General features: G+C 71.9%; 8 protein-coding genes. 3 read left to right on the forward strand and 5 right to left on the reverse strand.

The window, feature by feature from the left end:
* The 5 genes from VNM44_RS04850 to VNM44_RS04870 form a co-directional block, all read right to left on the reverse strand.
* The coding region (locus VNM44_RS04850; protein WP_325623237.1) for a dihydroxy-acid dehydratase at positions 1-1,319 on the reverse strand (1,319 nt) is incomplete at its 3' end.
* The gene (locus VNM44_RS04855; RefSeq protein ID WP_325623239.1) at positions 1,316-2,863 is read right to left on the reverse strand and encodes an N-acyl-D-amino-acid deacylase family protein; all 1,548 of its coding nucleotides are present in this window, start codon (positions 2,861-2,863) and stop codon (positions 1,316-1,318) included. The genes VNM44_RS04855 and VNM44_RS04850, both read right to left, overlap by 4 nt.
* Positions 2,860-3,993, reverse strand: a complete 1,134-nt coding sequence (locus VNM44_RS04860) for a mandelate racemase/muconate lactonizing enzyme family protein (RefSeq protein ID WP_325623241.1) — start codon at positions 3,991-3,993, stop codon at positions 2,860-2,862. Before VNM44_RS04860 ends, VNM44_RS04855 begins: the two co-directional genes overlap by 4 nt.
* Positions 3,990-7,583 carry a hydantoinase B/oxoprolinase family protein gene (locus VNM44_RS04865; RefSeq protein WP_325623243.1) on the reverse strand — a complete coding sequence of 1,198 codons (3,594 nt, stop codon included), beginning with the start codon at positions 7,581-7,583 and terminating at the stop codon, positions 3,990-3,992. Before VNM44_RS04865 ends, VNM44_RS04860 begins: the two co-directional genes overlap by 4 nt.
* A complete protein-coding gene (locus VNM44_RS04870) occupies positions 7,580-8,260 on the reverse strand; it encodes a GntR family transcriptional regulator (RefSeq protein ID WP_325623245.1) in 681 nt (226 codons plus the stop codon). Before VNM44_RS04870 ends, VNM44_RS04865 begins: the two co-directional genes overlap by 4 nt.
* Before the next feature lie 56 nt (positions 8,261-8,316).
* Here VNM44_RS04870 and VNM44_RS04875 point away from each other — a divergent pair, with 56 nt between their 5' ends.
* The 3 genes from VNM44_RS04875 to VNM44_RS04885 form a co-directional block, all read left to right on the forward strand.
* The gene (locus VNM44_RS04875) at positions 8,317-10,332 is read left to right on the forward strand and encodes a hydantoinase/oxoprolinase family protein (protein ID WP_325623247.1); all 2,016 of its coding nucleotides are present in this window, start codon (positions 8,317-8,319) and stop codon (positions 10,330-10,332) included.
* Entirely contained in the window at positions 10,329-11,960 is a 1,632-nt protein-coding gene (locus VNM44_RS04880; protein ID WP_325623249.1) for a hydantoinase B/oxoprolinase family protein, read from the forward strand. Before VNM44_RS04875 ends, VNM44_RS04880 begins: the two co-directional genes overlap by 4 nt.
* Positions 11,957-13,371: hydantoinase B/oxoprolinase family protein (locus tag VNM44_RS04885; protein WP_325623251.1), on the forward strand; the 1,415-nt coding region annotated here is incomplete at its 3' end. The genes VNM44_RS04880 and VNM44_RS04885, both read left to right, overlap by 4 nt.

The following is a 13,371-nucleotide window of genomic DNA, read 5'->3' on the forward strand; positions in this document are numbered from 1 at the left end:
GGACCGCCTTTCGGGCCGCTGTTCCGAAGCACGAGCACCGTGTCCGGCGTCACGTCGAGCCCGGGGTCGTCGATTCGGGCTGCGACGTCGTGGACGTCCTCGAACACGAGCGCCGGGCCACGGTGACGCAGCAGGTGCGGCGAGGCGGCGCTCCGCTTGACGAGCGCTCCGGACGGCGCAAGGCTGCCGCGCACGACGGAGATCGCCCCGGTCGGCCCGAACGGCCGGTCGAGCGAGGCGACGACGTCCGGGTCGAGCACCTGCGCCGTCGCGAATCCGTCGGCGAGCGAGGCGCCCGTCACCGTGAGCGCGTCGGCGTGGAGGAGCGGCTCGAGCTGCCTGAGCACCGCCGGGACGCCGCCGGCGCGATGCAGCTGCTCGACGAGGTGCTCGCCGGAGGGTCGGACATTGACGAGCAGCGGTGTTCTCGACGAGAGCTCGTGGACGCGGTCGAGCGTCAACGGCACTCCCGTGCGCCCGGCGAGCGCGAGCAGGTGGACGACTGCGTTCGTCCCACCGCCGAGCGCTGCGAGCAGCACGACGGCGTTGTCGAACGCCTCGGCGGTGAGGATCCGGGCGGGCGAGAGACCCCCGAGGGCGAGCTCGACCGCGCGGCGGCCTGTTGCCTCGGCGGCCCGCATCCGGGCGGCGTCGACGGCCGGGATGGTCGCCGTTCCGGGTAAGGACATGCCGAGCGCCTCGACCAGCGCCGCCATCGTCGAGGCGGTGCCCATCTCGTTGCAGGTGCCGTAGGTGGGTGTCGCTGCGGCCTCGAGGTCGGCGAACTCCTCGGTGCTCATCCGTCCGGCGCGCAGCTCGTCGGCGTAATGCCAGAGGTCGGTGCCTGCGCCGAGCTGCCGGCCGCGGAACCACGCGGGCTCGGACGGGCCCCCGACGATCATGATCGCTGGCACTCCGGCGCTCGCCGCGCCCATCAGCTGCGCGGGCACGGTCTTGTCGCAGCCTCCGAGCAGGACCACGGCGTCGAGGGGATACGACCGGATCGACTCCTCGACGTCCATCGACATGAGATTCCGGTAGAGCATCGCCGTCGGCTTCATGAGGTTCTCGCCGAGCGCGATCGTCGGGAACTCGAGCGGCAGGCCCCCGGCGAGCAGCACACCGCGCTTCACCGCCTCGGCCAGGGAGCGGAAGTGGAGATTGCAGTTGACGAGCTCCGACCACGAGTTGCAGATGCCAACCACCGGCCGCCCGGCGAGCGCGCTCCGCGAGATCCCCTCCGCGTGGAGCGAGGCCCGGTGGATGAACCCCGCGAGGTCCGCGCCGCCGAACCAGCGAGCGCTGCGGAGCGCGGTCACCGCCGCAGTACCTCGCCTGCCCGCGCGCCCGTGAGGCTGCCGTCGCGCAACGTGTGGACGCCGTTCACCAGAACGTCGCGGACGCCGGTCGCGACGCGGTTCGGCTCGAACGTCGTTCCGCGCTCCTCGAAGACATCCGGATCGAGCACGACGACGTCTGCGCGGGCGCCCGGCCGCAGCACGCCGCGGTCGGCGAGCCCGATCCTCGCGGCAGGCGCGCCCGTCAGCCGGTGAATCGCCGCCGCGGGATCGAGGAGTCGCTCGTCGCGCACCATGAACCGCCAGAACCATGCCGCCCACGTGTAGGCACCGTGGAAGGAGGAGCCTGCGAGAGGCCCGTCGGGCGCGAGCGTCGTCGCGTCCGAGCCGGGCACGCAGAGCGGATGGGCGAACGCCTCGCGCTGTTGCTGCTCGGTGTACGCGTGGATGATGACCAGCAGGTGATGGAGCTCGTCGAGGCCGTCGAGGAGCAGATCGTAGACGGCGTCGAGCGGCGCCTGGCCGCGATCCTCCGCGATCGCCTGCAGATCGCGCCTCGCATGCTCGGGCCAGACGTCGTTGTCGAGCAGGACTACGCGTGACCAGTCCGCACCGGCGCTCAGGATCGAACGATGGTCGCGCATCGCGTCGCGCTTCGCGGGGTCGCGCAGGATCGCGACGAGCTCGTGTCGCTCGGCGCCGAGAGCCCACGGCGGTAGGACGGAGTAGAGGTTCGTGAGGCCGAAGGTGCGCGTGTGCATGTCGAACGCGACGTCCTGTCCCCGCGCGCGTGCCGCGTCCACGAGCTCGATGCAGCGCCGGCTCTCCTCGAGCCCGTTCCGCGGGACGAGATGTGACACCTGAAGCCGGATGCCTGCGCGGTCGCCCGTCCGAAGCGCCTCGGCGACCGCCTCGGCCGCACCGGCGTCGCGTCTTCGCGTGTGTGTCGCGTAGAACGGTGCGAGGCGCGCGAGCGCCGTGATCTCCTCCTCAGTGGCGCCTTGCTCCTGCGCATACTCGAGGCCGGTCGAGTAGCCCCACGCGCCGTGATCCAAGGACTCGTGCAGCAGCGCCTGCATCTCCCTCCGCTCGTCGCTCGAGGCTTCGCGCTCCGAGAGCCCGACGGTCGCCAGCCGCAGCTGGCCGTTCGGCACGAGGCTCAGCATGTTCACGGCCGGTCGGGCATCCTCGAGGCGCTCGAAGTACTCACCGGCGGAGCTCCACGTCACCGGAACGTCGTCGGAGTAGCCGTAGATCGCGCGGCGCGCGATCGCGGCGTCCCGAATCGGAAAGCAGCCGAAGCCGCAGTTGCCGACGACCTCGGTCGTGACGCCCTGGTGGATCGCGCTCACGGCGCGGGGGTCGACGAGGAGCGTGTAGTCGGAATGGCTGTGGAGGTCGACGAAGCCCGGCGCGACCAGCATGCCCGTCGCGTCGATCTCGAACGCCTCCGCGTCGAAGCTGCCGAGGTCGGCGATGCGTCCGTCCTCGACGAGGAGATCCGCCCGCCGCCCGGGGGCGCCCGTGCCGTCCACGACCGTTCCGCCCCGGATCGCGAGCCTCACGAGGGAGCCGACTCGATCGTGACGTAGGCGCCGTCGCGGAGAAATCGCTCGTGGGCGAGTCCCACCGCCTCGTCGTCGATCCGGAAGCCGTGCCCGGGGCCTGCCGGCAGGCGGTACTTGCCGCCTGGAGTCGAGACGTCGACGTCGACGGTCAGCCGCTCCGCGAGTAGCTGGTGCATGACCTGGTTGCCCGACGTCAGGTTCGGGATCGTCGCGGTGACCTGCGCGTGAGCGAGGAAGCTGATCTCGCTCTGGACGAAGCCGTGGAGGTTGACGTCGAGCCCGCGCGCCTCGCAGATCGACGCCTGCCTCCGAAACGGGAGAAGGCCGCCCGCGTCGTGCGGGCCCTGCACGACCACGTCCGCCGCAGCGGCCTCGAGCACGCGCTCGAGCTGCGGCATCGTGTAGACGGCCTGGTCGGCGGCGATCCTGACCGTCACCGCGTCGCGGACGCGCGCGAGGCCGGCGACGTCCCAGTGGGGCACGGGCTGCTCGACCCAGTCGAGGTCGTGGACGGCGAGCCGCCCGATCCGGTCGATCGCGGTCGACGCGTCCCACGCCTCGTTCGGGTCGACGCGAAGCGTCCTTCCCGGCCCGATCGCGTCGCGCACCGCAGCCACGATCGCGTCGTCGTCTCGAGGCCTGCCGATCTTGAGATAGATCACCTCGTGGTCGGCGAGGCCCACCGCCGCAGCGGCGAGCGTCGCCGCGTCGTCGCCTTGCGGGAAGCCGAAGAAGTCGAGCTCCTCGTGGACGGCGCCGCCGAAGAGCGCATGCGTCGGAGCGCCGAGTGTCCGGCCGAGCGCATCCCAGCACGCCGACTCGATCCCCGAGACCACGAACTGCGTGAACTGCGGGGTCGTCTTCCAGCGGCCTCGCGTCCAGATCTCGGCGAGGATCGCCTCGACGTCGTCGATCCGTTGCCCGACGACCTGTCGCGCGATCGCCCTGCCGAACTCCGCCGTTGCGAGCGGCACCTCGCAGACGGACTCGCCCCAGCCGACGACCCCGTCCTCCGTGTGGACGGCGAAGAGGACGAGGTTCGCGCCCACCTGGGCGCCGCCCGCCCAGTGGAACTCCTCCGCGAGCGGGATCGCGATCGGCACGGCATCGACGCGCGTGATCCTCACGCCGTGACCTTGCCCTCGAGCACGTCGCGCTCGTGGGCCGCACCGTCGCGATGCGCCGGGTCACCCCAGCCACCGCCGCCCGCCATCCTGTGACGGAAGACGTCGCCGGGCTGCAGCGTCGCGACGAACATCGGCGGCATCCGCTCGACGTCGCCGTTCGCCCGGACGATCGTGTTCGACGACGGGGCGCCGGGGGCTCCGCCGGCGAGGCCGTACGGCCGGTGCCGCTGCCGGTCGGACCGCACATGGACGACGGTGTCCGGTACGACGCAACGCCACGCGCGCTCGATTGCGAGGCCCCCGCGGAAACGGCCGGCGCCGCCGGAGTCCGGAACGAGCCCATACTGCTCGATCACGATCGGCCATTCCGACTCGGCGACCTCGACCGGCACGTTCGCGATCGACGCGCAGGGGTTTGCGAGCCCGTCGTTGCCGTCCCGATCGGGCCGGCCGCCCCACGTGCCCACGACGAGCTCGTTGAACACGAACGGCCTCCCGTCGACCCGCCCGGTGAACCAGGCCAGCGTCGAGCCGCCGTCGCCGGCAGCGGGGATCCGCTCCGGGACGATCCGGGCGAGCGCGCCGTTGACGACGTCCGAGACGCGGTAGCCCGCGACTCCTCGCATCGAGGACGCGCTCGGCATCGTCACGTGGAGGACGGTGCCGGGCCTCGTCACGACGGTGATCGGCCGCAGCGCGCCTCCGGTACGCGGGATGTCGATCGACGACGCGGCCATCACGCAGTGGTAGACGGCGGCCTCCACGAACGAGGGAGTGCAGTTCAGCGATCCCCGCACCATTGGCGCCGAATCCGAGAAGTCCGCCTCGAGCTCGTCGCCCCTGACGCTCAGCCGTACCGCGACCGGGACGTCGCAGACGTCGATCCCGTCGGAGCCGATGTAGTCGACGTACTGGGAGACGCCGTCCGGCCAGCGGCGGATCTCGGCGCGAAGCAGCGCCTCCGTGTGGTCGAGGAGCCCGTCGAACAGCCCATCGAGGTCCGTGTAGCGCGCCGCGAGCTCCTGCAGGCCGTGGTCGCCGACCTTGCAGGCGGCGACCTGCGCCGCAAGGTCGCCGAGCAGCTCGTGGGGGATGCGGACGTTCGCGCGGAGGATGTCGTACAGCGCCTCGACGGGCTCGCCGCGATCGACGAGCTTGAGCCAGGGCAGACGAAGCCCCTCCTGGAAGACCTCCGTGTTGTCGCAGGCGATCGTTCCGGGTACGCGGCCGCCGACGTCGCCGTGGTGGGCGACGGTGACCGCGAAGCCCAGGAGTCGGCCGTCCGCGAATGACGGCTTTGCCACGAAGAAGTCGGGCGTGTGGCTCGCGCCGTCGAACGGGTCGTTGACTAGATACACGTCGCCGGGCGCGAACGAGTCTCCGTGCTTCTCCAGCAGCGTGCGCATCGCATGCGGGATCGAGCCGAGCTGGAGCGGGATCGTCACCGCCTGGGCGACCGTCTCCCCGGACGGAGTGCAGAGAGCGGCCGAGAAGTCCATCGCATCGCGTACCACGGCCGAGTGCGCGGTGCGGAAGACGGCGGTCGCCATCTCGTCGGCGAGGGTCGCGAGTGCGTTGCCGACGAGCCGTACCGCGATCTCGCCGTCGTGGCGTGCCGTGGTCGGCGCAGCGCGGACCTGGTCGAGGACGAGTGCGCCGGACGCCTCGTCGAGCCGCGCCACCCAGCCCGGCGGCACGACGACCGTCGTGTCGTACTCGTCCACGAGGAGAGGCCCGGCGATCGGCTCGCGCAGATCATCGCGGCCGCAGACGCGCGCCGTGACGGGCCCCTCGCCGAAGTCGGCGAGCCGCGTACCCGCACGCCGGGAGGTCGATCCGCCGAACGAGACGCGTGGCCGCTCCGATCCGAGCGAGATGCGGCGCAGCGCTCGGATCTCGATCGGTGATCCTGCATCGAGGCGTGTGCCGTAGAGCCGTTCGTGCTCGACCTCGAACCGGCGGACGAGATCCTCCACCGACGCCACGTCGATCTCGCCCGACAGCTCCAGGGTGAGGCTCCAGCTCTGACCGCGGTAGCGCACGTCGGCGCTCCGCTGCCATTCGGCGCCGTCGAGGCGCATCTCCGCGTCGAGCGCGCGAAGCAGGGCGACGGCGGGCGCGTCCGCGTCGACGCGGCAGAACCGAACGTCGTGCCGCTCACGGCGTGCGGAGAGAAGCCCGACCGCCGAGAAGAGGCCGGCGAGCGGGGGCACCACCACCGTTCGGACCCGGAGCTCGGATGCGAGCGCCGCCGCGTGCACGGGCCCCGACCCGCCGTACGCGACGAGCGCGAATTCCGCGGGGTCGCGTCCCTTCTCGGTCGAGACCGCGCGGAGCGCGCGCATCATCGTCGCGTTCGCGAGGTCGTGGACGGCACGTGCCGAGACGCCGAGCCGGGCGAGCGCCGCCTCCGCGAGCGGGCGGGACAGCTCAGGTCCGCCGTCTCCGATCCGTCCTTCGGGCACGAGGCCCAGCGAGACGTTCGCGTCGGTCACCGTCGGCTCCAGGCCACCGAGGCCGTAGCACGCAGGGCCCGGCGCGGCGCCCGCGCTCCGTGGGCCGACCGCGACGGCCCCAGCCTCGTCGCGCCAGGCGATCGAGCCGCCGCCCGTGCCGACCTCGGCGATGTCGATCGTCGGGATCCGGATCAGCTCGCCGGACCCGCGCAGCAGCCGCGACCCGACCGAGAGCGCGGCGCCGACCTCGTACTCCTGCGTCCGCGAGACCCGACCGCCCTCGATCAGCGAGGCCTTGGCGGTCGTTCCGCCCATGTCGAAAGCGATCGCGTTCTCGTACCCGAGCTCGCGGACGAGCGCGAGCGTGGCGACGACACCCGCGGCCGGTCCCGACTCGAGCGCGTAGACGGGGCGCTCGGAAGCCTCGCCCGCGGACATGCTGCCGCCGGAGGACTGCATGATCGAGACGTCGGCCCGACCGAGCCCTCGGCCGAGCCGGTCGAGGTACGTCCCCATCAGCGGACGGACGTACGCGTTGACGGTCGTCGTCGCCGTGCGCTCGTACTCCTGCTGCTCGCGAAGGATCTCCGACGACAGCGAGACCGGGACGTTGGGCAGCTCCGCGCGCAGGATCTCGCCGAGCCGGCGCTCGTGGGCGGGGTAGAGATGTGCATGTAGGAGGCAGACGGCCACCGACTCCACGCCCGCGTCGCGAAGCCGAGCTGCGACCTCGCCGACCTCCTGGTCGTCGAGCGGACGCTCGACGGTGCCGTCGGCGAGGACCCGCTCGTGGACCTCGAGGCGGAACCGTCGCTCGACGAGCGTCGGCGGCTTCGTCCAGAAGGAGTCGTAGAGGTGCGGCATCCGCATCCGCCGGAGCTCGAGCACGTCGCGGAAGCCCGCCGTCGTCACGAGCGCAGTGCGCGCGCCGCGACGCTCGAGCACGGCGTTCGTCGCGACCGTCGTCCCGTGGACGACCTCGTCGGCACCGCCGATCGCCCGGACGGCCTCGACGACCGCGCGGTCGTAGCCCGGCGGCGTGGAGAGCACCTTGGCGACCCTGATGCTTCCGTCGTCGTCGACGGCCACGACGTCTGTGAACGTCCCGCCGACGTCGGCACCGACCCGGATCACCCTTGCTCCGAGGGTAGTTCGTCCCAGATCAGGTCGACCGCCCAACGCATCGACTCGTGGATGACGCGCTCCGCGGCGGTCGAATCACCAGCCTTGCACGCCGCAAAGAAGCGGCGGTAGTTGCCGACGGAGCCGCGGAAGCGCTCCTTCGTCGAGAGGACGATGCGGTTGTAGCGCTCGGAGCGCCAGAAGAGGCGCTCGACCTCGGCAACGAGACGCGCGCGGCCCGAGGCCTCGTAACAGGCCGCGTGGAACGTCCAGCGGGCGCGGAGATATCCGTCGACGTCGGCCGCCTTCCCGAGCCGCTCGAGCTCGCGCAGCCCGAGCCGCATGCGCTCGAGCTCCGCCGGGCCGACTGCGGCCGCGCCGAGCCGGGCGGCCAGTCCTTCGAGCCCAAGCCGCGCGGCGGAGATCTCCTCGAAATCCTCGCGCGTCAGCCTGGTCACCGACGCACGCCCGTTCTCGCCGATCTCGACGAGGCCGACGCGTTGGAGCTCGACGAGCCCGAGCCTGACCGGGGTCTGAGAGACACCGAGGCGCTCCGCGAGCTCGCGCTGCACGAGCGGCGTGCCCTCCGGCAGACGGCCGGTGACGATCAGATCCCGCAGCGTCTCAGCGACGCGATCCTCGACCGACTCGCGCGCGATCGGCGCCACCGACTTGAGCACGTCGGTCATCTCGGTGTATGGTCGCGCCACGCGATTTGAAATTTCATATCGCAACCGTACAACGGATGACGCTCATCGACAACGCAGCGCGCATCGGCGTCGACGTCGGCGGGACGTTCACCGACGTCGTCCTCCTTCGGGCGGACGGCACCACTGCGATCCGCAAGGTGCTCTCGACTCCGCCGAACTACGACGCCGCGGTGGTCGAGGCAAGCGCCCTTCTCGCCGACGGAGCCGCGGTCGACGGCGTCGCCCACGGGACGACGGTCGCGACGAATGCGGTCCTCGAGCAGCGAGGCGCACTGACGGCTCTCGTCACGACCGAGGGCTTCCGCGACGTGCTCGAGCTGCGACGGCTCCGGATCCCGCGGATGTACGAGCCGTTCTGGCGCAAGCCGGACCCGCTCGTGCCGCGGCGCCTCCGCTTCGAGATCGGCGAGCGGATGGCGGCCGACGGGACGGTGCTGCGGCCCCTCGACGACGCGGAGGCGTGCGAGGTCGCAGCGAGGCTGCGCGATGCCGGCGTGGAGTCGGTCGCGGTCTGCCTGCTGCACTCCTACCTCTACCCCGAGCACGAGGAGCGCCTCGGCGAGATCCTCCGCGCGGAGCTGCCCGGTGTCACGGTGTCGCTCTCGTCCGAGATCCTCCGCGAGCAGCGCGAATACGAGCGCACCGCGACGACGGTGGTCAACGCGTACGTCCGGCCGCTGATGGAGCGCTACGTCGGTGCCATCAGAACCGGTCTCGACGAGGCGGGAATCGAGGCGCCGCTGACGCTGATGCAGTCGTCGGGCGGAGTGATGACGGCGGACGACGCGAAGGCGCGCCCGGTGCTCGCGCTCGAATCGGGGCCGGCGGCGGGCGTCGTCGCCGCGCTCGAGATCGCGCGACGGCTCGGGTACGACAACGCGATCGCCTTCGACATGGGCGGGACGACGGCGAAGGCCTCGCTGATCGAGCGCGGCGCCGTGTCGCGTGGGCGGGAATACGAGGTCGGCGGCTCGCTGTCCGCCGGCTCGCGGCTGATGCGCGGGTCGGGGGAGCTGCTCCGCATCCCGACGATCGACATCGCAGAGGTCGGCGCGGGCGGCGGCTCGATCGCATGGCGCGACACCGCCGGCGGGCTCCAGGTCGGCCCGCGTTCCGCCGGCGCCGACCCCGGGCCTGCCTGCTACGGCCGCGGCGGGACGCAGCCGACGGTCACGGACGCGAACGTCTTCCTCGGGCTCGTGCCCGAAGGCTCGCTCGCCGACGGCGAGATCACGGTCGACAAGTCGCTCGCGGTCGAGTCGCTCGAGCCGCTCGCCGTCGAGCTCGGGCTTTCGCCGACGGAGCTCGCCTCGGGCATCCATGCGATCGCGAACGCCCGGATGATGCGCGCGCTGCGATCGGTCTCGTCGGAGAAGGGTCGCGACCCACGCGACTTCGCGCTCATCGCCTACGGCGGCGCCGGTCCGGTACATGCGACCGGCCTCGCCGAGGAGCTCGGCTGCCGGACGGTGCTCGTTCCGCCGCTCGCGGGCCTCTTCAGCGCTATGGGCCTCCTCCACGCGCGACCCGAGTTCCACGAGGTGCGAGCGGTCCACCTCGACGCGCGGTCCGTCGACCCGGCCGAGCTCGACGGGGTCTTCGCCGAGCTCGAAGAGCGGCTCGACGGGGTCGAGCTCGTGCGGACGGCAGAGCTCCGCTACGACGGGCAGACCTGGGAGATCGAGGTCGAGGCGAGCGATCCCGTCGACCGTGACGCGCTGATCGACGCGTTCGAGGCCGAGCACGAGCGGCTGTACGGCGTGCGCGGTGAGCCCGGCGCGCCGATCGACGTCCGCGCGCTGCGGGTGGCCGCCCTCGGGCCGGCCCGGTCGCTCGAGCGGCTGAGTCTCGGCGACGGGTTCCTCCCGGCGTCGCGCTCTCGCGCAACCGTGCTCGGCGAGCTCGCGGTGCGCTCGCGCGCATCCATCGGCGAGACGGCGGAGGCCGGGCCGTTGCTCGTCGACGAGTACGACACGACCGTCGTCGTCCGGCCGGGCTGGTCGGCGAGGCGTGACATGGCGACCGAGACGCTCGTCCTGGAGCGCTCGTGAGCGTGCGCACGTTCGATCCCGTGACGCAGGAGATCGTCGGCAATGCGCTCGCATCGATCGCCGACGAGATGGCGACCACGATCTTCCGCACCGCCCACTCGACCGTGGTGCGGGACGGGATGGACTTCTCCGCCGCGCTGTGCGACCCGAACGGGGAGACGGTCGCGCAGGCGGTGACGGTGCCGTTCCACCTCGGCTCCGTGCCGCACGCGATGGAGACCCTCCTGGCGAAGTGGGGGGAGCGGATGGGGCCGGGCGACGTCTTCGTGATGAACGACCCGTTCGACGGCGGCATCCACCTGCAGGACATCTTCGTCTTCCGCCCCGTCTACCTCGACGAGACGCTGATCGGCTTCGCGACGACGACGGCGCACCACGGCGACGTCGGCGGGCGGCTGCCCGGCTCGGCGGCGTGCGACAACACCGAGATCTTCCAGGAGGGCATCAGGCTTCCGTGGCTGAAGCTCTACGACGCGGGCGAGCCGGTGGGGACGGTGTTCGAGGTGATCCGTGCCAACGTCCGCATTCCCCGCATGACGCTCGGTGACCTCGCCGCCCAGGTCGCGGCGACGACCGTGGCCGAGCGCGAGCTGCGGCAGCTCGCAGTCCGGTACGGGGCCGAGCGGCTGGCGGATCTGATGACGGGTCTCGTCGAGCACACGGAGGCCCTGGTGCGACAGGAGATCGCGACCTGGCCCGACGGCACGGCGACGTTCACGGATTACCTCGACTCCGACGGGCTCGAGCGTCGGGACGTCCCCATCATCGCGACGGTGACGATCGACGGAGACGAGCTCACGGTCGACCTCACGCAGTCGGCGCCGATGGTCGCCGGCGCGCTCAACTCGACCCGCTCGTTCGTGCAGGCGTGCGTCTACCAGGCGGTGCGCTCGGCGCTCGAGGTCGAGGTGCCGAACACGTCGGGAGCGTTCCGGCCGATCACGGTGCTGACGAAGCCGGGCACGATCGCGCACGTCGTGATGCCCGGCGCCTCGTCGATGCGCGGCGTGACGGGGTTTCGCGCCCTCGACGCCGTGAACGGCGCCCTCGCGCAGCTCGTCCCCGATCGGGTGCCCGCCGCGGGCGAGGGCGGGAACACGCTCGCAGTCTTCGGCGCGGAGCGACCCGACGGCTCGCGCTTCGTGTTCTACGAGCTCGTCGTCGGCACCTGGGGAGGAACGCCACGCGACGACGGCAACGACGGGCTCACGAACCCGGCGAGCCTCGCGGCGAACATCCCGGTCGAGGTCGCGGAATCGGAGTTCCCGATCCGCATCGAGCGCTACGGCCTCGTCCCGGGCTCGGGCGGCGACGGACGGCATCGCGGCGGTCTCGCGGTCGAGCGCGTCTGGCGCTGCTTGACGCCCGACACGTCGCTGATCGTGCGGTCGGACCGCTCGGCGCATCCGCCGTACGGGCTCCACGGAGGGCAGCCCGGCGCGCTCTCGTCGAACCTGCTGATCCGCGCGGACGGCACCGAGGAGGTGCTTCCGTCGATGTTCTCGACGACGATCCAGGCCGGAGACGTCTTCGTCCACCGCACGGCGGGCGGGGGCGGCTGGGGCGACCCCGCGGAGCGCGACCCCGCGAAGGCGGAGGCGGACCGCGCCGACGGGAAGCTCGCGTGAACGACCCGATCACGTTCGAGGTGATCCGCAACGCGCTCGTCGCGGCGACGGACGAGATGGCGCTCGCGCTCAAGCGGAGCGCGTACTCGACGAACATCAAGACCCGTTCGGACTTCTCGTGCGCGGTCTTCGACGCCGAGCTGCGGGCGGTCGCGCAGGGGTTCAACCAGCCCGTGCACCTCGGGTCGATGGTCGAGCAGATTCCCCGCGCGATCCGCGACTACGGCCCCGAGCGGCTCGGCCCCGGAGACGTGATCGTGACGAACGAGCCGTTCCCGAGCGGGGTGCACCTGAACGACGTCTCCGTCGTCTCGCCGGTCTGGCACGGCGACGAGCGGATCGGCTACGTGGCGAACCTCGCGCACCACGTCGACGTAGGGGGTGGCGCGCCGGCTTCGATCGGGGCGTTCCGGGAGGTGTTCCAGGAGGGCGTCATCATCCCGCCGGTCAGGCTCGTCGAGGGTGGGCTCGTCGTCGACGACGTCTTTCGACTCCTCCTGGCGCAGATCCGTTCGAAGCGCGAGACAGCAGGGGACTTCCGTGCGCAGATCGCGGCCAACGTGACCGGGGCGCGGCGGCTGCAGGCGGTCGCCGACCGGCACGGTCCGGGCGCCCTGCGGGAGGCGATGGCCGAGCTGCTCGAGTACACGGAGCGACGCACCCGCGCGGAGCTCGAGCTGCTTCCGCGCGGTGTCTACGAGGCGGAAGGACTGATCGACGAGGACGGCTACACCGACGAGCCGGTGCGGCTCCGCGCCCGCGTCGAGATCGGGCCGGACGGCGTCCGCTTCGACACGACGGGCTCCGATCCGCAGCGACGCGCGCCGGTGAACTCGACCTACGCGCAGACGTTCTCGGCGTGTGCCTACGCGCTGAAGTGCCTGGTCGATCCGGACCTTCCGGTCAACGACGGCTTCTACCGCCTGGTCTCGCTCGACGCGCCGGCCGGCACGGTGACGAACTGCACCTGGCCCGCGCCGGTCGTCGGCGGCTGGGAGACGAACACGCGGCTCGTCGACGTCATGTTCCGGGCGCTCCTCCAGGCGCTGCCGGAGCGGCTGCCCGCGGGAACGAAGGCGATGATGTGCCACGCGGGCTTCGGCGGCGTCGACGCGGAAACGGGGGAGTACACGTGCTTCCTCGAGACGTTCGCGGGCGGGTACGGCGGCCGGTTCGCGAGCGACGGGCCCGACGCGGTGCAGACGCACGGCCAGAACACGGAGAACGCGCCGGTGGAGGAGACGGAGCTCAACTATCCGGTGCGGGTCGAACGGCTCTCCCTGATCGAGGACTCGGACGGAGCCGGCCGGTACCGCGGCGGCCTCGGCCTGCGCAAGGACTTCCGCTTCGACCGGCCGACGACGTTCACGGTGCTCGCCGACCGCACGCGGAACGGCCCGTGGGGCGTCGC

Source organism: Gaiella sp., from assembly GCF_035558935.1.
GTDB lineage: Bacteria > Actinomycetota > Thermoleophilia > Gaiellales > Gaiellaceae > Gaiella.

Excerpts from the sequence above, each read along its gene's own strand:
- VNM44_RS04875 (WP_325623247.1), top strand. The coding sequence starts at position 8,317 with ATGACGCTCATCGACAACGCAGCGCGCATCGGCGTCGACGTCGGCGGG.
- VNM44_RS04870 (WP_325623245.1), bottom strand. The coding sequence starts at position 8,260 with ATGACCGACGTGCTCAAGTCGGTGGCGCCGATCGCGCGCGAGTCGGTC.